Raw genomic sequence first — 22,267 nt, forward strand, 5'->3', positions numbered from 1 at the left:
ACCTCAGTGATAATCGACGATTTCGACATTCTCTGGTCCGTTAAGACCCCAAACAAAGCAAATTCGCCATTGAGCGTTGATGCGGATGCTGTGCTGACCTTTTCGATCTCCTTCCAGCGCCTCCAATCGATTGCCTGGTGGTGATCGAAGGTCCATCAGCACCGCAGCAGCATCAAGCATCGTCAGCTTTCGTTCCACGACACTCAGAATGGCTGACCACATACGGGTCTTTCCGTTGCGAAACAGGTACTCGGTCTCAGAACACTTAAAGCCAACGATCATAATTTAAAGCTTAACGTTATGCATTAATCTTGAGTGTATAACCTGAATTCACTAATGCAAACGCGGTGTTGCGATTCTTGGTCCCCCTCTCAAAACTTTAGGAAAAGGACTACCCGAGCCCTTCAGAAGGCTTTCGAAATCCAGCCGAATCCTACAAAAACAAGCGCCAATTCCCATTGCATCAAAACCGTGTCCACCTCTTAAGCTGACTGACCCAAAAAAACCAATCTACAAATCGAAAAGGTCGCTATGAAATCTAAAAAACAAAAAGCCAAACTGTTACTCGCCACTAAATATCATGCTGAGGCACTCCGGTTAGCCGGGAGCGTATCGGCCAATCAACGCCGCTTTTTTGATGTCGCCGCTGCTCAGGGCAAAGAACTTGAACCGAGTGGCTGGCTTGCAGGCACGAGCCTGACGAAGCTCCCGGATTAGCTCACCAAAACTCGCAACATCCTGCGAAAGTTTCCTTCCCTTGCCGCCACGCTAAACCCTCACTCCCCGTCTACCCTTCAAAAACCCGCAGGAAGCGGTTCCCCGTCAGCTCAAGGAACGACCATGTCCCTCTCCATCGTCCACAGCCGCGCCCAAGTCGGCGTGGATGCGCCCGCCGTCACCGTCGAAGTGCATCTGGCTAACGGCTTGCCGTCGCTGACCATGGTCGGGCTGCCCGAGGCGGCGGTGAAGGAAAGCAAGGATCGGGTGCGTAGCGCGATCATCAATTCGGGGCTGCAATTTCCAGCGCGGCGCATCACCTTGAATCTCGCTCCCGCCGATTTGCCGAAGGATGGCGGGCGGTTCGATCTGGCGATTGCCTTGGGGATTCTGTCGGCCAGCGTGCAGGTGCCGACGTTGACGCTGGATGACGTGGAGTGCCTGGGAGAGCTGGCGCTGTCGGGCGCGGTGCGTGCGGTTCGCGGGGTGTTGCCGGCGGCGCTGGCGGCGCGCAAGGCCGGGCGCACGCTGGTGGTGCCGCTAGCGAACGCTGAAGAAGCCTGCCTGGCGTCGGGGTTGAAGGTGATTGCGGTGGATCATCTGCTTCAAGCGGTCGCGCATTTCAATGGTCACACGCCCATCGAACCCTACGCTTCCAACGGTTTGCTCTACGCCAGCAAACCCTATCCCGACTTGAATGAAGTTCAGGGACAACTTGCGGCCAAGCGAGCCTTGCTGATTGCAGCGGCGGGGGCTCATAACCTGCTGTTCAGCGGTCCGCCGGGGACAGGAAAAACGTTGTTGGCGAGTCGTCTGCCGGGGTTGTTACCGCCATTGGCCGAGAGCGAAGCACTGGAAGTCGCGGCGATTCAATCGGTCGCCAGTTGTGTGCCGTTGAGTCATTGGCCGCAGCGCCCCTTCCGACAACCCCACCACTCCGCCTCAGGCCCGGCACTGGTGGGTGGCGGCTTGGGACAAAAAGAAATAAAAGAGAAAACAAGGAATAAACTGAGAAAACATTGGGGGTTACGCGTTTCACCGCGGTTCTCGCGGTACCTGCCTCAGCTTGTGGTTTCACTCACTTCTTCGAGCGCGCGTGCCTTTCAAATCTGCAAGTTGAACTGCTTAGAGCCGGTGTCCAACACACCCCATTATTCGTAGCCCAGCTATACCTCATAGCAATTATGTTTTTTTGCATAATTGTGCATAAAGCTTTTTTTGGACTCTGAAGTCATGCTTCCGCCCGGCTTTCCAAGTCCTAGCTGCCAGATCTGGGTAGCGTGCGAGATCGAGCGACTTTTTCGTTGGCGATCACATTCATGTGTCGTAGCGAGCCTGTTTCTATCGGCTTGGCCCGACTGCTAGGGTCAATCTTTAGCAGGCGTAACCACTTGGCTAGCGCCGATCGAGGGCGTCTCCACCGTAGCCATCCCGCAACGGCTCAGATATCGTATCGCCACTACGAAATATCCATATCGTTCGACCGGCTTCAGTGAGCGAGCGCATCAACAGGGAAGTGTTATGGCGGCGATACCAGTGGAGTACCATGGTCGGGAACAGGCTTACGTAAAGCACACGATTCTAAAGACCTATCTCCAACGGCTTTTCATGATTATTGGCAGAAATGAAACAGTCATCAATTACGTAGACTGCTTCGCTGGTCCGTGGTCTGAAGAATCTGAGGATTTGCGCGACACCTCTATCGGCATTTCACTGAAGCTGATGAAAGACTGCGCCAAGTCGCTCGAAGAGGTCCACGGCTGCAAAGTTAAATTCCGTGCCTTATACATCGAGAAAAACAAAGAAGCTTTCTCAAAGCTGAAAAGCTTTCTCGACAGCGATTCGAACTCCTGCGTTGCAGCAGACTGCATCCAGGGCGATTACACCACCAAAATTCCTGAGATTGCCGCGTGGGCATCGCATAACTTCACCTTCTTTTTTATCGACCCTAAAGGGTGGCGCAAGGTCATCAACGCTCCGGTGCTTGCTCCACTACTGGCGTTAAACAAAGCAGAGTTCCTCATCAACCTGATGTATGACTTCATCAACAGAGCGATGTCGATGAAAGCCCAGCAGGCAAACGTGGAAGAGCTGTTGGGCAAACCGGTTAGCTTTTCGGGTAGAGAGTCGGCGACCGAGCGACAGCGCATTATCGTCACGCAGTACCGCCAGGCGATTGGAAGCCTTTACGGTGGCAGGTCGGCACACGTGACGGTGGAACGTCCCGGGATGGATCGTGTGCTGTATTTCCTGATTTATCTCACCCGACATCCAAAAGGCCTGATTGTCTTTAAAGAAGCCGCCGAGCAAATGCACATGATTCAACGCGTCAGTCAGTTTGAGACAAAATTGCGACAACAATCGAGCAAACGCGCGCCGATCGACGACCTGTTTGGCACCATCGAGGAGCCGCCTGAGGCAACGGGTGCTCAAGACAATCGAACGCTTGCAAAGACCTACTTGCTCACAAAGCTCTCGACGAGCCCGATGCTCATAGACAATGAGTGCTGGGCGGACTTTTTAGAAGAAACGGACCTATACCCTACGGACTTCCAGCTCGCCTTTAAAGAACTCGTGAAGGAAGGAAAGATATACAACTTGAATACAGACGTTAAAAGTCGGACAAAAAAACCTGTCCGACCTAATTGGCCAAGAGCAAGCGAGCGTTGGGCACTTTGCGCAGAATGATCTCATCAATTCATTGGTGATACCCATGAGCAGCAATAAGTAAAATCCAACTCGTCACCGCTTGTCTTATATATCAAATTAAAGTGACTTTTATTTATGTCGCCAGACTATTTGCCTAGTTTTTTGAAAGCTTTGTGGTATGCTTGAAACTTGGCAGGGATTAGAATATATGCGCCGCCTCTTCAGTGGCGAGTGCTATTTCAAACCCATGATTAAGACTTTCCTGCATGACGACAGGAGTGAAAGTGCAATGAGTACCCAGACGAGCATTGAATGGACTGAAATGACTTGGAACCCTATTGTTGGGTGCACCAAGGTATCGCCGGGCTGCAAGCATTGTTATGCAGAAAACATGGCCCATCGTTTGCAAGCGATGGGTACGCCAGGTTACGAGAATGGATTTAAGCTTAGCCTGCGCCCGGAAAAACTGCGAGAACCACTTCAGCGCAAAAAGCCGACCATTTATTTTGTAAATTCGATGTCTGACCTCTTTCATGAAAAAGTCCCGGATCATTATATCGATCAGGTCTTTGAGGTAATTCGCGAAGCAACGCAACATACCTTCCAAATTCTGACAAAACGGGCCGAAAGACTCGCAGACTATTTTAGTAAGCGCACTCCACCGACCAATGCCTGGCTGGGCGTCTCGGTTGAGGACAAGGCATACGGTGTTCCTCGTATTGATTGCCTGCGTCGGGTCAATGCAACAATCAGGTTTCTTTCGGCAGAACCTCTTCTGGAAGATTTAGGCGAGATCGATCTGACCGACATCCACTGGGTGATTGTCGGTGGCGAGTCAGGTAACAAGGCACGCCCAATGCAACAAGAATGGGTCGATAACATTCATCGCCAGTGCGATACATCAGGCTCGGCCTTCTTCTTCAAACAATGGGGAGGCTGGGGGGCAGACGGCGTCAAACGCTCGAAGAAAGCCAATGGGCGACTGTTGAACGGTCAAACCTGGGATGAGATACCTCTTTTGAATTTAGCCTGAGTTAGGGACAGACGACATGGCCAAGGATGAAAAATACAAATGGAATATTTTCACAGGAACGTATCCCCAGATTGACCCGCACAGCAAGATAAAGCACAAAATCATTGAGGATTATATTCGCACTTACATCACAGTCGTGATGAGCAATCAGCGAATCCCCAAGATCGGGATAAATATCATCGACGGCTTCTGTGGAGGTGGTGTTTACCAAGATGACGACGGTGTGGGCATCCACTACGGCTCACCGATCATTGCCTTGGATACCGTGCGACAAACCGTCGCCGAGCTCAACATTCTAAGGCGACAAGATCGCGAGGTTGCAGCCAACTACTATTTCGTAGATATCAAGAAAGACAATATCGATTATTTACGTGGCGTGCTTTTTGAAAGGGGATACAGCCATCTTATCGACCAGAATGTATTTTTGCTCAAGTCGCGCTTTACCAATGCTCTTCCCGCTCTGATTAACCAAATCAAGAAATTCAAGCTTTCCGAACGAGCGCTGTTTCTGCTGGATCAATACGCGTACAAAGATGTGCCATTTTCGAGCATTCGAACCATTTTCAATGAAGTGGATAATGCAGAGGTTTTATTAACCTTCAACGTGGACAGTTTGATTGACTATCTGTCCGAACGAGATGAAAACCGCAAGGCACTGCAAAACATCGATCTTGAGAAGTACATTCCGTGGGAAAAACTTCCCTCTTTCAAGGCCACGATGCGTCGTGAATGGCAGCACCTCATACAGAGATTTCTGGCAGAAGGTATTCTGAAAGAAAGCGGCGCGGAATTCATGACGGTCTTTTTCATTACACCCTTCGGTTCCAATCCAAGGACTTATTGGTTCATCCACCTTGCCAACAGCTATCGCGCCAATGCGGTGATGAAAGAAATCCATTGGAAGTACGGCAACCACTTTTCGCACTCCATGACGCCTGCATTGTTTGTTGGCTACGACACCAAGCGCGACATCCAGGTGACCGATCAGCGAAACCTGGGCTTCGGTGAGGAACACTTCTTCGATGGCGCGACCGGCAAGCGGATCGAGACGGAGCTGTCTGAACTGCTGCCAAGCAAGATCTACGACCAGCCAACCCAGTCGTTCGGAATGATGATGAGGGGCATGGCCAACGGGACTATGGCTAACGAAAGCATCGTTCGTGAAGCGCTTCACATGCCGATCCTGTGCAAGGACATCGAAGTCTTTGACAAGGATGGGCGAACCAAGCGCCGAAAAGGCAGCAGCATCAAGTCCACTGACATCTTGATGCCGGCCTCGCAACGCACCATGTTTTTCACCCCGTCGGTATCGGTGCCTCGTAAGGCGCAGTCAGACGCTGACGATTGAAGACCGCTCGAGTAGATTCACAAAATATTTTTTCGCCCATTACCGAGTTGTTTTTTGCACGGCGGCTCGCTGATGTCAGGAGTTATTGATGGTAGGTAAAAAACTCATTTGGGCCACTACGGTGACTCTCGAATTGCTTTTTGCAGGTTTGGCGCAGGCTCAACAGCCGGTGGCAATCGCTCAGCGACCCGTGACCGTGCCGTATGAAGTAACTGAAGGTACGTTCCTTAATCTGAGACTGGAGCGTGTAGACCCTAACTATGTTGCGGCGATGGTCTACGAGAATGTTTACGACGACTACGAGAACGTGGCAATCGCGCGAGGTAGCCGCTTGTTTGGACGTCTGGTCAACAAGGTCAATGACTCACACGATGTGTATTTCACACAGCTACAGCTCAGCACCGGGCAAACGCTCAGTCTTGATCCTCCACTGCAAGCCACTTCTCCACTGGGTTCTGCAGGCATCATCGACTTCAAGCCAGGTGCCATTGCTGGAACCATCTGGCGACGAGATCAGGTAATGCCCCATTAATGGCATTCCTCTCAAGAAAATTTGTCTGCACAGCCGCTACTCCCGATGGACAGGGCTCTAGCCACAGCCGTTTCCCTTAGATAGGAGCGCTGTGACATTTGGCAATAAATGCAACTGATTGGAAATTGATGCAACTCACAGGCGGTGGGCAAGATTGATTGTTTACGCTTCATGTAGCTTTCAGAAATAAATGCGACCGAAACCGCAGCAACTAACGACCTCAGCCACTGTTAAGGCAAGTTTGACGCGGTATGTGACGCCCCCCCCAAACTTACCAACTGTAAAGTTAGGCCCAACGCGTGAGGCCAAGTCGGCTCACCAGCAGCTTGCACCCTTCGGTTTCATTGCCCAAACAGACAGTGAGAGAAATTATGAATTTTTGCATAATTCCGCATAAAGCAAATTTCGGTGATTTCGAATCTTGCCAGCTTGGGGAAAGCGCATATTGATCAGCCCTCGAAAGGCCGAGCCAGTAAAGAGGGAAAATGTCGTTTTTGTTCAGTCCGCGCCAGAAGCCGGATAGAGAGACTAACCAAACGTTGCAGATTTTACCTAGCAATGCAGACTTCAAAACGGTCCATGCTTTTTCACACAGCCTGGGCCAATAGCTGCCGCTCATGAACGACCGCTTTCGGCCAATAGCAGACAATCAGGTGCTAACAGCCAAGTTTTCTGTCTTCCCAGAGCACCGCTGGAAAGTGAAAAAATGGGGTCATTGGATGGATCTACCCACCCAACCTAGCCCAAAACTCTTCTGCAGAACGGCTAATGGGAGCTTTAGGTCGGGTGAGGTGAATCTCTAACGGTATATCCCAGCTTTCGTCGAGAGCTCTGACCAAACGTCCATCTGCCATTTCCTGCTCGGTAAGGCTTTTTGGTAACCAGGCTACGCCCTTGTTTTCCAGTGCCATCGACATCAGAACTGCTGCAAGATGACTGCTAAAGAGCGGCTTGAGATGAAGGTAGTCTTCCTTGCCGTGGAGTCGGTGAGCGACGATGCGGCCTAGACCCGATTCCTGAGTATATGCCAAATAAGGCAATGTTTCCGGGGACGTATCCAAAGTGGCAAAGGCACTCGCTAAGGGTATGAGTACATCCTCTCCGACCTTTTTCCCGGTGAACTGATCAGGGGCTAGCAAGGGTGGAACGTCGGGGTGGCGATGGCAAAGCAGGAATTGAACCTGACCGTGTATCAGCATCTGCTCGCAAACAGCCATGCTGTCTGAATGCAAACGTACGGCATCTATTGGCGCGCCATTTTCTGCACTTCTCAACCACCTTGGGAAGAAGGTAAATGACAAGGAATGAGTGGCTGCAAACTGCAGTGTTTTTGCGGCCATCCCCGCTACTTCCTGTGCCTCAGAACGCATCCGGTACAAACGTCTGGCAGCCTCTTGAGCGCTAGGTAAAATCTGTCTTCCAGCCTCGGTTAAGGTCGCTCCTTGCGGGGTTCGGACGAACAATTCGACGCCCATCCAGTTCTCCAGAGAACGGACTCTGCGACTGAAGGCGGGCTGAGTTACGTGGCGCGCCTCAGCCGCCCGAACAAAGCTGCCGTATTCCGCAAGCGCTGAAAAATCCTCAAGCCAAACGAGTTCCAAAGGCAATGCCTCCTGTGCATAGGGCGCGGCATTAATAGCATTGGGCGGGTGTCATCGCAAAGCATAACGTGGGGCCACAAACAACAAGAGGAACCCGTCATGCGTATCGTAGACATCCGTGAAAAAACAGTTTCTATTGCCTCCCCGATTGCCAATGCCTACATCGACTTTTCAAAGATGACCTGCTCGGTCGTCGCGGTCATCACGGATGTGATTCGCGATGGTAAACCTGTCATTGGCTACGGCTTCAACTCCAACGGTCGCTATGGTCAAGGCGCGTTGATGCGTGATCGCTTCCTGGCGCGAATCATGGAAGCTGATCCGGATACTCTTATCGACCAAGAGAACAACAACCTGGATCCGTTCGCCATCTGGAAGACCCTGATGACCAACGAAAAGCCAGGTGGTCACGGCGAACGTTCAGTTGCAGTCGGCACCATTGATATGGCCGTGTGGGACGCCGTTGCCAAGATCGAAGGCAAGCCTCTCTATCGTCTGCTGGCTGATCGATACCGTAACGGCGTGGCCGATGACAAAGTCTGGGTCTACGCGGCAGGAGGCTACTACTACCCAGGCAAAGACCAGACCAAGCTCAAAGCAGAAATGCAGAGCTACCTGGATCGTGGCTACGACGTCGTCAAAATGAAGATCGGTGCAGTGCCACTGGACGAAGATATCCGTCGCATCGAAGCGGTACTCGAAGTGGTAGGTGACGGTCGTCGACTGGCGGTCGATGCCAACGGTCGTTTCGATCTTCAGACCGGTATTGCTTACGCGGAAGCTATCAAGAAGTACAACCTGTTCTGGTACGAGGAGATCGGTGACCCGCTCGATTACGCACTCCAAGCTGAGCTTGCCAATCACTATGAATTGCCCATGGCGACCGGGGAAAACCTGTTTTCCCACCAGGACGCCCGTAACTTGCTCCGTCACGGCGGCATGCGCCCGGATCGCGACTTCCTCCAGTTCGACTGTGCCCTGTCCTATGGGCTCGTGGAGTACATGCGCACCTTGAAAGTGATGGAAGAAATGGGCTGGTCTTCCCGCCGCGTGGTGCCGCACGGTGGTCACCAGATGTCCCTGAACATCGCAGCCGGTCTGCACCTCGGCGGCAACGAATCATACCCCGACGTGTTCCAGCCTTTCGGCGGTTTCGCCGACGGAATCAAGGTGGAAAATGGATACGTCGGCCTGCCAGATATTCCAGGTGTTGGCTTTGAAGCCAAGTCAGCCTTGTACGCTGTCATGCGCGAGCTAGGCGAAGGCTGATCAACCTCGATCTGCGGTTTCTTTTGCAGAGACCGCAGACTCAGACGTCACTCGCTGACGCCAAAACCACACGCCCATCACAAAAATAAAATGAGGTGCTTCCGTGGAAATCTCCAAGTCCCGCTGGTACAGCCAGCTGTATGTGCAGGTGCTGATCGGCATCGTCATCGGCGCAGCAATAGGTCACTTTGAACCGCAATTCGGAGCCAAGCTTCAACCTTTTGCGGATGGTTTCATCAAACTCATCAAAATGTTGTTGGCGCCTATTATTTTCGGCACCGTCGTCGTTGGTATCGCCAAGATGGGCAATATCAAGGAAGTCGGACGGATCGGCGTCAAAGCGCTATTTTACTTTGAAATCCTTTCAACCATTGCGCTAGTCATTGGCCTGATTGTGGTCAATATCGCGAAGCCAGGCGTTGGAATGAATATCAACACAACCACGCTTGATGCCAGCGCTATCGCCAAGTACAGCCAAGCCGCCAGTGAACAGGGCGGAACAATCGATTTCTTTCTCAATATAATCCCGAGCACTTTTATTGGCGCATTCTCGAATGGCGTCATGCTTCAAGTCATTCTGATTTCGGTTTTGATGGGCATTGCCCTCGTTCAAATGGGCGAAACCAGCAAACCGCTGATCAATACCATCGACCTGTTTCTGCAGGGGCTTTTCAAGATCGTGGCAATGGTGATGCGCGTGGCTCCGATTGGTGCCGGCGCCGGGATGGCTTTCACCATCGGCAAGTACGGGATTGGTACCTTGTTGTCACTCGGCCAGTTGCTGATCGCGCTCTACGTCACGACCTTGATTTTCATCGTGGTTGTGCTGGGCACGGTTGCTAGATGGTCGGGCATGCCGCTCATGCAATTTCTTCGTTATTTCAAAGATGAAATTCTCATCACGCTTGGCACTTGCTCAACCGAAGCTGTGCTTCCGCGAATGATGGTGAAACTTGAAAAGCTGGGCTGCAAGAAGTCAGTGGTGGGCATGGTGCTACCAACGGGGTATGCCTTCAATGCTGATGGCACCTGCATCTACCTCACTATGGCCGCGATATTCATCGCACAGGCAACCAATACGCCGCTGACGTTTGCGGATCAAATGATTCTATTGGGCGTGTTCCTGCTGACCTCAAAAGGCTCCGCTGGCGTGGCGGGTGCCGGTTTCATAACCTTGGCGGCAACGCTTACAACCATCCACTCTATTCCGCTAGTTGGCCTTGTACTGCTCTTGGGTATCGACCGATTCCTCAACGAAGCACGAGCCGTGACCAACCTGATCGGCAACGGTATCGGCACCATCGCGATTGCCAAGTGGGACAACTCGTTCGATGTCGAGGCCTGCGAGCGTGAAATTACTGCAATGAAAAACGAAAAGGCAGAGCGTAAAGCCCTGTTAGCGCAAAAGTAATCGGCATCGCTTACCGGTCATTCCTCTTCCAATAGAACGCAATGACCGGTAGCAAATTTATGTCTCGTTCTCGCAGGACGATTCAGCGATGTACTCAGTTGAAATGTGATGGAGCAGAAAAGTGATTGAGAGAACTCATCATGAACTACGACAAGCGTTCAGTGATTTGCTTCACGGAACAGTCTGTAAATTTGCCGCATCGGTATTCGATCCGATCTCTGTTCGAATGGCTTCTGACCTTGGCTTTGAGGTCGCTATTCAGGGTGGATCGGTCGCCTCGCTTCAAGTACTGGGAGCACCGGACATCTCACTACTCACGCTGGATGAATATACAGAACAGGTTTCCAGGGTTGGGCGCGCCAGTCAAATCCCAATAATTGGGGACGCCGACCATGGATTCGGAAACGCGCTCAATGTGATGCGAACAGTAACGGAGTTACAGAAGGCCGGCGTGGCCGCCCTGACGCTGGAAGACACGCATCTGCCCGCCAGGTACGACGAACAATCGCACGTCCTCATCACCATGGAAGAGGCCGCGAGCAAGATCTACGCCGCACGATTTGCCCGGTCAGATGATGCCCTTAGCATCATCGCCAGGACTAATGTGGCCGTTACCACTTTGGAAGATTCGATTGCTCGGACTGCGGCCTATCAAAAGGCTGGAGCAGAAGCTATTTGCTTCGTTGGAGTAAAGGACTTCCAGCATCTGGAAGCACTCACAGCGCATCTCACCGTTCCGATCATACTCATCAATTACGGTAATCCCGCACTGAGCGATATTGAGAAACTGAGCGCGGCTAATGTGCGGATCGTCGTCAATGGGCATGCCCCCTATCTGTCCGCAATCAAAGCAACCTACGAGGCGCTACGCGAACAAAGTGGTGCAGAGGGGCGCGAGCTTTTACTCCCAGAGCTGCTTTCAAAATACACACTCTCGGACAACTACCGCGAATGGGCGAAAACCTATTTGAAGTCAGATAACGACTTCAATTGAACTTGAAGCAGGTGGAATAAAGCGCCATGAAAAAGACAATCTTGGCCTTCAGCAGAGTCCCACGCAGCATGCTAGAGCCTTACGTAGATAAGTACGACATCGTCATCATGAGCCCACAACTCGGTGACATGGATGCTCAGTTCGAATCAGCCCTTCCCAACGCTCATGGACTAATCGGCGGGAATCGTCGTCTGGGTGAGGCTGAACTGGCGTCGGCTAAAAACCTTGAGATCATCTCCAGCATTTCGGTGGGTTACGACAACTATGACCTCAGCTATCTCGATAGCAGAGGGATCATGTTGACCAATACACCCGATGTGCTGAACGAAACCACCGCTGATCTCGCTTTTGCCCTGATCCTCGCCACAGCGAGGCGTATCCCAGAGCTTGATGCTTGGACAAAAGATGGGAATTGGTCAAAAACAATCGACGCCTCCCATTTTGGATGCGATGTGCACGGAAAGACCTTGGGCATTATCGGCTTGGGCAAAATCGGAGAGGCCATCGCTCGCAGGGGGCGTTTCGGCTTCGGCATGAACATCTTGTACAGTGGCAAAACTCGTAAACCACGGCTGGAGCAAGAACTCGGTGCAAGGTTTGTCTCTCAAGAACAGCTGTTGAGCGAGTCTGATTTTGTCTGTCCGGTCGTTCCATTGACCGCAGAGACGAGAAACCTCATCGGCCAAGAAGAGCTGGCACTGATCGGGGCAGAAGGCATTTTGATCAACGTTTCTCGTGGGCCGGTGGTTGATCAGGACGCGCTAATCCAAGCGCTTGAAGAAAAGACAATTCGAGCAGCTGGTTTAGACGTTTATGTGAATGAGCCGCTGGCGAATTCAAAGCTTTTCAAATTAAAAAACGCCGTAACCGTACCTCATATTGGCTCCGCGACAAACGATACGCGCAATGCAATGGCGCGGCGCGCTTTGGACAATTTGCTTATGGGTCTAGAAGGAAAGCGACCTCTAGACCTGCTCAATCCACAAACACGAGGACGTAGACGATTGGCTTGACCACAGGCAGTTGAACCTACGCGTTATAGAGCCCAGCGCACATCCCCTTGACCGAGGCGGCGATGCCACGCGTTGACCGATCGTCGATACCGTCAATCCACGATTGAACCGGCCTCCTCCTGCTGTTTGAGGTAGGGCTGAATAAACTCGAGGAATGCTTGAGCTGCCGGTGTAAGAGTGCGATCACAAGGAACATATATCGACATCTCTCTAATAATCTCAGGCTCCTCAATCCGTCTCATTACAAGGCCCATAGAGCGAGCCTGCTTCGCTAAAAAACCCGGGCATAATGACAGCATCACCGCCAGATCCGATGTCGCCAGTCCAAGGGCTGTAGAGATATTGTCTACAACATAATCCGGCTCGAATTGCTGGTCAGCGGTTAAATACTGCAAAGCGTCAGTGAAGTAAGTTTCATAGTCTCTTCCTGTAGTGATTACCGAATGATCATTCAGCGCGCCCCAAGTGATTCGGGGGCTGATCGCCAAAGCATTAGAAGGCGCACACAGCATCATCCAGGGACTTTTATACAGTGCAATACGTTTAACTTTATTGCCAGTTTTTCGGTCTGCACCGAAGGCTAAATCGACACGATGACTGGCCACTGCGTCCACCAGATCGTCCACTGAGCAATCGATCAGTCGGACGACGACGTCGGGCTTGTGCTTTCGGTAAACGGCTAAGGCCGTCGGTAATAGTGAGCTGGCAGCGAGCAGCGGGGCGGCAATCCGGACGATACCAGTCGATTGGTTTTTGATGGTATCAACTGTCAACAACGCAGATTGAATCTCGTGCATGACTTTTTCGGCAGCCGGACGAAATTCCTCTCCTGCTTTGGAGAGCACCATGGTTCGCGTCGTACGATCGAACAAGGAAAAACCGAATTCCTGTTCAAGCTCCTTGATGATCAGACTTACAGCTCCAGGCGTCAGATGGAGATGCTGGGCAGCATGGCTGAAGCTCTGAGAGTCAGCCACGACGAGGAACGTCCGTAATTGCTTGATAGTGAAATTCATCTGGGCCCTCGCGAAGGTCTGTCGCGCTCCAATTTACGAGTTTTATTAACGGATGGGCAAAAATATTTCGATTGTCGGTATCGCAGCGCGGCACTCAGACTTCGTTCGATGGTCGCCCTCTGATAGGTCACGCACTATCCAATAAAATAATAAGAGATCTACTATGACTAGCCTCTCTCCGTTAACACCTCCTGTAAACGATAAATCAATTGAAAATCAGATTTATGCCAAAGTTACCTGGCGAATAATTCCTTTCCTGTGTTTGTGCTATTTGTGCGCTTACCTGGATCGGGTCAACGTCGGCTTTGCCAAGTTGCAGATGCTTAATGATCTGCAGTGGAGCGAGACTGTATATGGCTTGGGCGCAGGCATTTTCTTCGTTGGATACATACTCGTCGAAGTGCCAAGCAACATCTTGCTGCAGCGTGTGGGTGCCAAACGATGGATTGCGCGAATCATGATTACCTGGTCGCTGCTTTCCGCCGCCACCGCTTTCGTCACAACACCTGCGATGTTCTATGTAATCCGCTTCCTGCTCGGTGTCGCAGAGGCTGGATTTCTTCCGGGTATCATTCTTTATCTGACCTATTGGTATCCGGCCAGCCGACGCGCCAAAATCACCGCATTTTTTTATTGCGCTATTCCTCTTTCAGGCGTAATCGGCGGCCCCCTCTCAGGCTGGATCATAAGTGCACTTACCGGTGTATCGGGTCTGCATGGATGGCAATGGCTATTTATCTTGGAGGCAGCTCCGTCTTTGCTGGTCGGTATTGCGGTTCTATTTTTTTTGGATGACGGCATTAGAAAAGCCCGTTGGCTGACATCCAGCGAGAAAGAAATTCTTGAAAAAAATATCCAAAGCGAGGCAGGTGACAAGCACCTACATTCCATTGCTCAGGCCTTTAAGGATCCACGAGTTTGGCTGATGGGTTTGATCTTTTTTACCTGTGGAATGGGCATCTATACCTTCAGTTTCTGGTTGCCGACTCTGATTAAGGAGGCTGGAGTTAAAGATGTCCTGAACGTGGGGTTGCTGGTCGCCATCCCTTACACCTTTGGGATGGTGTCAATGGTCTTATGGGCACGCCATTCAGACAAAACCCGAGAGCGTCGATGGCATCTATCGATCGCCATGGGAGTTGGTGCCATCGGACTGTCACTGAGCACCTTGACCGGGTACGGCATTTACTTTGTTCTGCCTGCGCTAACACTTGCATCTATCGGAATCCAGGCCATGGCACCTATTTTCTGGAGCATGCCCACAGCATTTCTTGGGGGCGCCGCTGCTGCCGCAGGTATTGCCTTGATTACCGCCGTCGCCAACATTGGTGGGTTCATCAGTACCTATCTGGTCGGTTGGATCAAAGATCTCACCCATAGCGCTGATATAGGGCTGTATGTCGTCGCTACGGTACTCGTTGCCGGAAGCATTATTACTCTCGCCGCAGTGCCTGCCAGATTGGTAAACAAATAACACCTCCACGCCTTTTAAAAAGGAGTACTCGATGGCCCTGCCTATAACGTGTATCGAAGACCTTCGTGTCTTAGCAAAAAAACGTATTCCACAAATGTTTTATGACTATGTAGACTCCGGCTCCTGGACAGAATCTACCTACCACCTAAACGAATCAGACTTCCACGCTATAAAGCTTCGTCAACGCGTTGCCATCGATATAGAGAAACGCAATCTGCTCACCACGATGGTTGGGCAGAAGGTAGCAATGCCTGTTGCCCTCGCGCCAACGGGACTTGCTGGGATGATGCATGCCGACGGCGAAATACTCGCGGCCAGAGCGGCAAAAAAATTCGGCATTCCGTACACGATGTCAACGATGAGTATCTGCTCTCTGGAGGACATCGCCGAACACGTCGCAGCGCCGTTTTGGTTTCAGTTGTACATGATGCGCGACAGGGATTTCATTGAACGCCTGATAATGCGTGCGATTGCCGCAAACTGTAGTGCCTTGGTGCTTACGCTCGATTTGCCAATCAGTGGACAGCGACACAAAGACATCAAAAATGGTCTGTCGGCACCGCCACGGCTAACCGTGCCCAACATGCTCAATATGATGACCAAGCCAAAGTGGTGTCTAGGTATGGCGTCCACCAAGCGTCGTCAGTTTGGCAACATCGTCGGACACGTCCAGGACATCAGCGACATGTCTTCACTATCTTCCTGGATCCAAGAACAGTTCGATCCGAGCCTGAGTTGGGCCGATGTTTTATGGGTGCGCAAACGGTGGCCAGGAAAACTTATCTTGAAGGGAATTCTTGACTCGGATGATGCACGCCTAGCAGCCGAAATCGGGGCTGACGCACTGATTGTGTCCAACCACGGCGGACGTCAACTTGATGGTGCCCAATCAACTATTAGCGCATTGCCGGACATCGTCGATGCGGTTGGTGATCGGATCGAGGTATGGATTGACAGTGGTATACGTAGCGGCCAAGACGTGCTGAAGGCCATAGCACTGGGTGCCAAAGGCACTTTAATCGGTCGAGCATTTCTTTATGGCCTGGGCAGCTTGGGTGAAGCAGGTGTGACGCGCAGTTTGGAAATCATCGCCCATGAACTTGATGCCACAATGGCACTCTGCGGTCAAATCGACATTAACCACGTTGATAGAAGTATTTTGCTCACTTCTACTAAGCCAAAGCACCACTTACCAATGGATTAAAATAACGTCGCACAATACCCCTACTCCCATGGCTCATACTAGGTTTATGTCCGCATGTTATCGAGTTTGGCGTGGGACAGGGCATATAACAAAAATCAGGATTAATACGCGGACGTGGTTGCAATTAGGTAGCGTTTTGAATACCTCGTGATAGCTGGGCGGATCTAGAGCTTGCCTTTTTCAATCCAACCTACAAGTAGAGCGACAGGTCGTAGATATTTTATTGAGTGGGAGATTCAGAACCAGAAAAAGGTATGCCATTAATCTGGCGGGTAAAAAACTATCCATACATCCGCCGCTTGTGTTCGTTGCGTTGGCTCGAAAGATCTTCTTGTTGCTTCTGCTACTTACAAATATAAAAAACGGAGCGCTATAAGTGATCGTAAAGAAAATTTCTGCAACTTTGGCATTTGGCAGCATTACCCTAGGTGGCCAGGCGTTTGCTGACTTCCTAAGTGATAGCAAAGCTACAGTGGCAATGAGAAACTTCTACTTCAATAACGACAACCGTGATGGCACCGCTACCCCTTCGAAAACCGACGAGTGGGCGCAGGGCTTTATGCTGGATTATAAGTCTGGGTTTACCAATGGTTTTGCTGGCTTCGGTGTTGATGCCCTTGGGTTATTGGGCATAACCCTAGACAGCGCCAAGGCACGACACGTCGGCAGCTCTATGATTCCCTCGGACAGTGACAACCGCGCCGTCGACGAGTGGAGCCGGCTAGGTCTGACTGGAAAAGTCGAAATGTCGAAGACTGAACTGCGCTACGGTACCTTGATTCCGAAACTTCCAATTCTGGTAGCCAACGATGGACGGGCGCTTCCACAAACCTTTGAGGGCGGCCAAATCACCTCAAGCGAGTTCAAGGATCTGACCCTTACTGGTGGGCGAATTGAACATGCAACAGGTCGCGGTTCAACTGATCAGACGGGGCTGGCCGCTTTTGGCGGTACGCGTGAAAGCAACCAGTTCGACTTCGTCGGGAGCGACTGGAAAGCCACTAAGGATCTGACGGCGCAGTACTACTATGCCCATCTCGAAAACTACTATAACCAGCAGTTTTTCGGACTTATTCACACGCTTGCGTTCTCGGACAACCAATCCCTGAAGACCGACCTGCGCTACTTTAAAACTGACTCATCAGGTGAAAACAGCTCCGGTACATCGGGTTACAGAGTCAGTGGCTACACCAAAAACGGTAATGGCGTGATCGAAAACCGTCTCTGGAACGCTGCATTGATATACACCCTTGGCGGGCATGCGATAACTGCGGGCTACCAAAGCGTTTCGGGCGGTAGCAGCTTCACCCAACTCAACCAAGGTAGCTTAGTAGATAAAGGCGCCGGAGGCAGCAGCTTGTACCTGTATACAGACCGACTGATCCAGAGCTTCAACCGTGCAGGGGAGCGTACGTCATTCAGTCAGTACGCCTACGACTTTGCCGCGCTGGGTATACCTGGCCTGAAAGCCTCGGTCATGTATCTCTCCGGGGATAACATCAAGACCAGATCCGGCGGCGATCAGAAAGAATGGGAAAGGGATATTTTTTTGGACTACGCCCTTCAGTCGGGGGCCTTCAGAGGTGTTGGCTTCGGTTGGCGTAACGGTAAATCCAATAGCGAAGCCGTCCGCGATCAAGATCAGAACAGGGTGTTTGTAAGCTACAGCATTCCACTTTTCTAAGGGCGCAGCATAAACATATGGCGCTCCTTTACACTACGAAGTAGGTAGTCGTATTGACCACCAGGTCGCTGGAAGTATGACCGCTGTGCTGGATGGTGCACAACTTCTCGGTGGGGCGCCAACTAAAGCTTACGCGACTCCAAATGAGATCGACTATTTGTCGATGCGCACCGCTTCCTATTCTCGCCGACGCTTGTCCTGATTCTGAAGCTAGACGTTATTCTTTTTCAGGCTTTCGGGGCTGCCAGCACACAGCCCGTCCATCACGAAGTTCATCAGTCTGGAGAGACGTGAACGCCATTCGCTCTGAGTATCCATTTGCCAAATTCCGGCGATGGCTAGAAAAAAGTCGTCGTTAGTGATCCCGGCACGAATCGTCCCCGCCTTCTCGTTCGCCCTCAAAAGCAACTCGGCTGCACCTTGAACTGGAGCGTAGCCCGACTTGCCCGGAAACTCGTAAACGGAGGCCGCTTGTTGGATTGCCGTAGCGAGTCCCGCCTTTGTCATTGCATATTCAGCAAGGCTATCCATCCACTCTCGGAGGGCTTCCTTAGGTGGTTTTGTCGCGAGCAGCTCTTCCGCCAACGATGCCACCTGCTGCATTTCGAATTGATAGACCTCGAATACCAGCCTCTCTCTGGTAGGGAAATGGCGATAAAAAGTTCCCTGTCCTACTCCAGCCTTTTTCGCAATCGTACTCAGCGGGACTGCAGGATCGCTGGTCAGTTCAACCACTGCGACCTCCAGAATCCGCTCCCGATTTTTCTTGGCGTCAGAACGCATCACCAACTCGTCAGGCATGAATAATTTTCTCTCATTGCATTGCTAAGCGGACAACTGTCCGGTACGGTTTGCAAGTGGACATTTGTCCGCTTAAGTTTCGTTTCTGGAGTTTACTATGAACAGCACTGGCAACACGATTCTGGTTACTGGCGGCACCTCAGGCATAGGCCTCGGGCTGGCGCTACGGCTTCATAAAGCGGGCAACAACGTCATCATCGCGGGACGTCGCAAGGCTCTGCTCGACAAAATCGTGTCGGAAAATCCTGGCATTGAATCAGTATTGCTGGACGTTTCTGATCCTCATTCCATCCAGCGCACCAGCGAAGCGCTTGCGATCAGCCATCCAAATCTGAACGTTCTCATCAACAACGCAGGGATCATGCATTGGGAGGATCTGACTGATCCGGAATACTTGAGTACAGCCGAAGATATCGTGACAACGAACCTGCTAGGCACGATTCGTATGGTGTATGCGTTTATTCCCCAACTAATCAAGCAGCCTGGCGCGACAGTGATCAATGTCAGTTCATCTTTGGCATTTGTCCCCCTGCCAGCCACGCCCACCTACAGCGCGACCAAAGCGGCAGTTCACTCGTTCACTCAAAGTCTTCGAGTGCAGCTGGAAGCCTCACAAGTTGAGGTTATCGAACTTGCACCACCGGGTGTGCGTACCACATTGCTCGGTCAGGAAAATGACGAGCATGCGATGCCGTTGGAGGAGTTTTTGGATGAAGTCTTCGAACTGCTAAAGATTTCTCCCACTCCACCTGAACTCGTCGTTGAGAGGGCAAAGCCCCTGCGGTTTGCTGAGGCAAGCGGGTCACATGATGACGTGTTGAAAATGCTTGCGGGATACAAACCACCGGCAGAATGAGTCATTGCTCTGAGGCGCGCCCTGTGTCCAGGTGAGCAGATTGCATCTGCTTACCTGCAGGCCGAATCGCTCAATCGGTGTGTTCACAATTCCGCTGCCTGATCCAGGGCATTTCATCTGAAAAAAGATTGGGAGCTTCAGAAGCTGTTGACACCTGTAGGAGCTGGGCATAATTTATGTAGCACACTACACAATAGCAGGCGATATATATGAGTTCGACGCAACGAAGCGTGGCCACAGAACTTTCCTTCGCGCTTAACGCTGCCGCGAACCGGATGGTTCGATTGCACAAGCCGTTCCTCGAGCCACTGGGCCTAACTTTTTCGCAGTACCTGGTCACGCTTGAGCTCTTGAACGGGTCGCCTCGATCTGTGAGCGACTTGTGTGAACGCCTCGATATGGAGACCGGCACGCTTACACCGTTACTCAAAAGGCTGGAAGCTGCAGGGGTGATTACACGCACACGTGATGCCGTCGATGAACGCCGAGTGCTTATAGACCTCACGGCGTCTGCCCGCGGCATGGAGGATGAGCTTCGTAGCATCACTGACAAAATCAGAACGGCGTGCCAGCTCACGCCCGAAGACCTTCAGCAGCTTCATCGCACGCTTGAGGGGTTAGCGCGACCGGCTATCAGTTAATACCTGCCTCAGAAGCAGCTGACAAAGGCAGAGCTTTTAAGGTGATGCCACAAACAAATGAAACACCGGCTCTCAGAGCCGCGATGCATTCGTAGAACAGATCGCGAAGGGAGAGGCTCTGTTTGTTAGCACTCACTGAGGCTTATGTTGTGAACACCCAGCTCCAAAGATGAGGAATCTCTATGAACGTCGGAATTATCGGTAGCGGATTTATCGGGGGAACGCTTGCAAGACTGCTAAGTACTGCTGGCCATACAGTAAGAGTTTCAAACTCACGCGGGCCGCATACAATTGATCCTGATGTGCTCTCCACGGGTGCAATTGCAGTCACGAAAGAAGAGGCTTTGGCGGGTGCTGACGTCGTAATTCTCTCGATACCTCTTGTACGAATTCCAGATCTTAAAGTGCTTCTCGAAGGCCTTCCTGAAGACAGCGTGATCATCGACACATCTAACTATATACCGGCGCGGGACGATCGATTGGATGCAATCGAGAATGGTCAGCCCGACAGTGTATGGGCATCCGAACAAATTGGCCGTCCCATCGCAAAAGCCTGGAATACAATTTACTCCGCCTCACTAAATGAAGCTGGCAGGATAGTTGGCGATCCGGAGCGCATTGCCGTCCCTGTCGCTGCCGATCGTGATCAAGACCGCGTTGTGGCAATGACACTTGTCGAGGATTCCGGATTCGACGCCTACTATGCGGGTTCGTTAGCCGAATCCTGGAAGCAGCAGTGCGGCACGCCCTGCTATTGCACTGAAGTGACGCTTGAGCACTTGCCCCAGGCACTGGCTGACGCGGATCTGGCGCGCTCGCGAAAGCGCCAAGATCTCTTCTTTTCGGTATATAACGAGAGATTCGGCAATATTGGAACAAATCCAAGCCGCAACTACATTGTTCAGCTTTCCAAGCTAATTTATGCGTGAGCTCGCTATGACGACACATGGATGAAGATCTGCAAGGTCGCCATACATATGAAGCTTCTAAACATTATGCAGACTAACAATGTCTCAGACCGTATGTGCTTGCTTAATAAAACAAGCGCGCCGTGTTTTTCTGATGATTCTTGATAGTCAAGTACAAAAAAATGAAGCAGTACTCAGACAAAACTTTTTTCAATTTCACATAAGTGTGAGGAGTTATTTAAATGAAAATCGGAATTATTGGCGCAGGTAACATTGGCTCTACTTTGGCGCGAAAGCTCGCTGCGTGTGGACACGAAGTTAAACTGGCGAATTCGAAAGGCCCTCAAAGCATTCAAAGCCTTGCCAATGAAATCGGCGTGCATGCGGTAACCAAGGAAGAGGCGGTTTCCGAGGTAGAAGTGGTTATCCTCTCGATTCCCTTTGCAAATTATCCTGATCTCGAACCGATCATGAGCAAGGTGCCGGAGAAGACAGTTGTCATTGATACATCAAATTATTATCCGGGGCGTGACGGGGTAATCAAGGAGGTCGAAGATGGCATGCCAGAAAGCATCTGGGTAAGTGAGCAGATTGGCCACCCGGTTGTTAAGGCGTGGAATGCCGTCCTCGCCGCGACCCTCGCCGACAAAGGTCAGCCGGTCGGCTCCCCAACGCGCCTCGCCCTACCTGTAGCTGGAGGAAACACATACGCGGAAACCATCGCGCAGGATCTTGTTGAGGATACTGGCTTTATCGCGCTTGCCGCTGGCAGCCTTGAAGAATCGTGGCGTCAGCAACCAGGTACACCAGCGTACTGTACCGAATTGACATTGCCGGAACTGAAATTGGCTCTGAAAGCGGCAGACAAGGTTCGGGCGCCTCAAAACCGCGATGCACTGATCGCCAAGTTTATGGCTCCCGGGAGTCAGTTTACGCACGAGCAAATAGTTGCCACCAATCGAGCCATGACAGCATGAGCGGGTCTCTTCCAGTTCCATAACCGCACGTTAATTCTCCATCGTGCACTAATGCTTAGGTCGTTTGGCGCTTCGGACGGGTAGGTTGAACAGTTATTTGCTACCGCCTTTTCTTAACGACTAGTTTGGTCGGGAGCGG

Annotated in this window: 21 protein-coding genes and 1 pseudogene; 17 read left to right on the forward strand and 5 right to left on the reverse strand. The window is 51.5% G+C overall.

Features of this window, described 5'->3' with window-relative positions:
- Positions 1-3 precede the first annotated feature (3 nt).
- Positions 4-282, reverse strand: a complete 279-nt coding sequence (locus tag PGR6_RS27745; RefSeq protein WP_026331819.1) for a type II toxin-antitoxin system RelE/ParE family toxin — start codon at positions 280-282, stop codon at positions 4-6.
- Between the two features lie 249 nt (positions 283-531).
- Between PGR6_RS27745 and PGR6_RS27750 the strand changes: the two genes are divergently transcribed.
- From PGR6_RS27750 to PGR6_RS27775, 6 genes and pseudogenes are all read left to right on the forward strand, one after another.
- The gene (locus PGR6_RS27750; protein ID WP_019580492.1) at positions 532-717 is read left to right on the forward strand and encodes a hypothetical protein; all 186 of its coding nucleotides are present in this window, start codon (positions 532-534) and stop codon (positions 715-717) included.
- A gap of 123 nt (positions 718-840) precedes the next feature.
- Positions 841-1,686: pseudogene (locus PGR6_RS27755) on the forward strand (YifB family Mg chelatase-like AAA ATPase); the annotation flags it as partial.
- A 552-nt stretch (positions 1,687-2,238) separates the two neighbouring features.
- Entirely contained in the window at positions 2,239-3,405 is a 1,167-nt protein-coding gene (gene tcmP, locus PGR6_RS27760) for a three-Cys-motif partner protein TcmP (protein WP_064621069.1), read from the forward strand.
- 250 nt (positions 3,406-3,655) lie between these two features.
- On the forward strand, positions 3,656-4,399 hold the full coding sequence (locus PGR6_RS27765; RefSeq protein WP_064621368.1) for a phage Gp37/Gp68 family protein: 744 nt from the start codon (positions 3,656-3,658) through the stop codon (positions 4,397-4,399).
- Between the two features lie 16 nt (positions 4,400-4,415).
- Positions 4,416-5,747, forward strand: a complete 1,332-nt coding sequence (locus PGR6_RS27770) for a three-Cys-motif partner protein TcmP (RefSeq protein ID WP_064621070.1) — start codon at positions 4,416-4,418, stop codon at positions 5,745-5,747.
- A gap of 88 nt (positions 5,748-5,835) precedes the next feature.
- Entirely contained in the window at positions 5,836-6,279 is a 444-nt protein-coding gene (locus tag PGR6_RS27775; RefSeq protein WP_064621071.1) for a hypothetical protein, read from the forward strand.
- A gap of 286 nt (positions 6,280-6,565) precedes the next feature.
- On the opposite strand, the gene PGR6_RS30070 is transcribed toward PGR6_RS27775, so the two are convergent.
- Positions 6,566-6,898 carry a hypothetical protein gene (locus PGR6_RS30070; protein WP_156523305.1) on the reverse strand — a complete coding sequence of 111 codons (333 nt, stop codon included), beginning with the start codon at positions 6,896-6,898 and terminating at the stop codon, positions 6,566-6,568.
- Between the two features lie 106 nt (positions 6,899-7,004).
- A complete protein-coding gene (locus PGR6_RS27780) occupies positions 7,005-7,880 on the reverse strand; it encodes a LysR family transcriptional regulator (RefSeq protein WP_064621072.1) in 876 nt (291 codons plus the stop codon).
- 99 nt (positions 7,881-7,979) lie between these two features.
- Here PGR6_RS27780 and PGR6_RS27785 point away from each other — a divergent pair, with 99 nt between their 5' ends.
- The 4 genes from PGR6_RS27785 (at position 7,980) to PGR6_RS27800 (ending at position 12,567) form a co-directional block, all read left to right on the forward strand.
- Positions 7,980-9,149 carry a mandelate racemase/muconate lactonizing enzyme family protein gene (locus PGR6_RS27785; RefSeq protein ID WP_064621073.1) on the forward strand — a complete coding sequence of 390 codons (1,170 nt, stop codon included), beginning with the start codon at positions 7,980-7,982 and terminating at the stop codon, positions 9,147-9,149.
- A 103-nt stretch (positions 9,150-9,252) separates the two neighbouring features.
- Positions 9,253-10,560 carry a C4-dicarboxylate transporter DctA gene (dctA, locus tag PGR6_RS27790; protein ID WP_064621074.1) on the forward strand — a complete coding sequence of 436 codons (1,308 nt, stop codon included), beginning with the start codon at positions 9,253-9,255 and terminating at the stop codon, positions 10,558-10,560.
- A 121-nt stretch (positions 10,561-10,681) separates the two neighbouring features.
- Positions 10,682-11,554, forward strand: a complete 873-nt coding sequence (locus PGR6_RS27795) for an isocitrate lyase/PEP mutase family protein (protein ID WP_064621075.1) — start codon at positions 10,682-10,684, stop codon at positions 11,552-11,554.
- A 26-nt stretch (positions 11,555-11,580) separates the two neighbouring features.
- On the forward strand, positions 11,581-12,567 hold the full coding sequence (locus tag PGR6_RS27800; RefSeq protein ID WP_064621076.1) for a 2-hydroxyacid dehydrogenase: 987 nt from the start codon (positions 11,581-11,583) through the stop codon (positions 12,565-12,567).
- Positions 12,568-12,659: 92 nt separating this feature from the next.
- On the opposite strand, the gene PGR6_RS27805 is transcribed toward PGR6_RS27800, so the two are convergent.
- Entirely contained in the window at positions 12,660-13,583 is a 924-nt protein-coding gene (locus PGR6_RS27805) for a LysR family transcriptional regulator (protein WP_064621077.1), read from the reverse strand.
- Positions 13,584-13,746: 163 nt separating this feature from the next.
- Between PGR6_RS27805 and PGR6_RS27810 the strand changes: the two genes are divergently transcribed.
- The 3 genes from PGR6_RS27810 (at position 13,747) to PGR6_RS27820 (ending at position 17,945) form a co-directional block, all read left to right on the forward strand.
- A complete protein-coding gene (locus PGR6_RS27810) occupies positions 13,747-15,057 on the forward strand; it encodes an MFS transporter (protein WP_064621078.1) in 1,311 nt (436 codons plus the stop codon).
- Between the two features lie 31 nt (positions 15,058-15,088).
- Positions 15,089-16,261 (forward strand): alpha-hydroxy acid oxidase, encoded by a 1,173-nt coding sequence (locus tag PGR6_RS27815; RefSeq protein ID WP_064621079.1) that lies wholly within the window; start codon positions 15,089-15,091, stop codon positions 16,259-16,261.
- Between the two features lie 376 nt (positions 16,262-16,637).
- The gene (locus tag PGR6_RS27820) at positions 16,638-17,945 is read left to right on the forward strand and encodes an OprD family porin (protein WP_064621080.1); all 1,308 of its coding nucleotides are present in this window, start codon (positions 16,638-16,640) and stop codon (positions 17,943-17,945) included.
- A 210-nt stretch (positions 17,946-18,155) separates the two neighbouring features.
- Here the strand turns inward: PGR6_RS27820 and PGR6_RS27825 are convergent, their stop codons facing one another.
- Entirely contained in the window at positions 18,156-18,746 is a 591-nt protein-coding gene (locus tag PGR6_RS27825; RefSeq protein WP_064621081.1) for a TetR/AcrR family transcriptional regulator, read from the reverse strand.
- A gap of 97 nt (positions 18,747-18,843) precedes the next feature.
- On the opposite strand from PGR6_RS27825, the gene PGR6_RS27830 reads away from it, so the two are divergent.
- The 4 genes from PGR6_RS27830 to PGR6_RS27845 all read left to right on the forward strand — a co-directional run bounded on the left by PGR6_RS27830 (position 18,844) and on the right by PGR6_RS27845 (position 22,128).
- A complete protein-coding gene (locus tag PGR6_RS27830) occupies positions 18,844-19,602 on the forward strand; it encodes an SDR family oxidoreductase (RefSeq protein ID WP_064621082.1) in 759 nt (252 codons plus the stop codon).
- Between the two features lie 209 nt (positions 19,603-19,811).
- On the forward strand, positions 19,812-20,243 hold the full coding sequence (locus tag PGR6_RS27835) for a MarR family winged helix-turn-helix transcriptional regulator (protein WP_064621083.1): 432 nt from the start codon (positions 19,812-19,814) through the stop codon (positions 20,241-20,243).
- A 182-nt stretch (positions 20,244-20,425) separates the two neighbouring features.
- Positions 20,426-21,172, forward strand: a complete 747-nt coding sequence (locus PGR6_RS27840; RefSeq protein WP_064621084.1) for an NADPH-dependent F420 reductase — start codon at positions 20,426-20,428, stop codon at positions 21,170-21,172.
- Between the two features lie 221 nt (positions 21,173-21,393).
- Positions 21,394-22,128 (forward strand): NADPH-dependent F420 reductase, encoded by a 735-nt coding sequence (locus PGR6_RS27845; protein ID WP_064621085.1) that lies wholly within the window; start codon positions 21,394-21,396, stop codon positions 22,126-22,128.
- Positions 22,129-22,267 lie beyond the last annotated feature (139 nt).

This window comes from Pseudomonas sp. GR 6-02, assembly GCF_001655615.1.
Taxonomy (GTDB): Bacteria; Pseudomonadota; Gammaproteobacteria; order Pseudomonadales; family Pseudomonadaceae; genus Aquipseudomonas.

Coding starts and splice junctions, on each gene's coding strand:
- PGR6_RS27745 (WP_026331819.1), bottom strand. CDS start 282: ATGATCGTTGGCTTTAAGTGTTCTGAGACCGAGTACCTGTTTCGCAAC.
- PGR6_RS27750 (WP_019580492.1), top strand. CDS start 532: ATGAAATCTAAAAAACAAAAAGCCAAACTGTTACTCGCCACTAAATAT.
- tcmP (WP_064621069.1), top strand. CDS start 2,239: ATGGCGGCGATACCAGTGGAGTACCATGGTCGGGAACAGGCTTACGTA.
- PGR6_RS27765 (WP_064621368.1), top strand. CDS start 3,656: ATGAGTACCCAGACGAGCATTGAATGGACTGAAATGACTTGGAACCCT.
- PGR6_RS27770 (WP_064621070.1), top strand. CDS start 4,416: ATGGCCAAGGATGAAAAATACAAATGGAATATTTTCACAGGAACGTAT.
- PGR6_RS27775 (WP_064621071.1), top strand. CDS start 5,836: ATGGTAGGTAAAAAACTCATTTGGGCCACTACGGTGACTCTCGAATTG.
- PGR6_RS30070 (WP_156523305.1), bottom strand. CDS start 6,898: ATGAGCGGCAGCTATTGGCCCAGGCTGTGTGAAAAAGCATGGACCGTT.
- PGR6_RS27785 (WP_064621073.1), top strand. CDS start 7,980: ATGCGTATCGTAGACATCCGTGAAAAAACAGTTTCTATTGCCTCCCCG.
- PGR6_RS27800 (WP_064621076.1), top strand. CDS start 11,581: ATGAAAAAGACAATCTTGGCCTTCAGCAGAGTCCCACGCAGCATGCTA.
- PGR6_RS27805 (WP_064621077.1), bottom strand. CDS start 13,583: ATGAATTTCACTATCAAGCAATTACGGACGTTCCTCGTCGTGGCTGAC.
- PGR6_RS27810 (WP_064621078.1), top strand. CDS start 13,747: ATGACTAGCCTCTCTCCGTTAACACCTCCTGTAAACGATAAATCAATT.
- PGR6_RS27815 (WP_064621079.1), top strand. CDS start 15,089: ATGGCCCTGCCTATAACGTGTATCGAAGACCTTCGTGTCTTAGCAAAA.
- PGR6_RS27825 (WP_064621081.1), bottom strand. CDS start 18,746: ATGCCTGACGAGTTGGTGATGCGTTCTGACGCCAAGAAAAATCGGGAG.
- PGR6_RS27830 (WP_064621082.1), top strand. CDS start 18,844: ATGAACAGCACTGGCAACACGATTCTGGTTACTGGCGGCACCTCAGGC.
- PGR6_RS27835 (WP_064621083.1), top strand. CDS start 19,812: ATGAGTTCGACGCAACGAAGCGTGGCCACAGAACTTTCCTTCGCGCTT.
- PGR6_RS27840 (WP_064621084.1), top strand. CDS start 20,426: ATGAACGTCGGAATTATCGGTAGCGGATTTATCGGGGGAACGCTTGCA.
- PGR6_RS27845 (WP_064621085.1), top strand. CDS start 21,394: ATGAAAATCGGAATTATTGGCGCAGGTAACATTGGCTCTACTTTGGCG.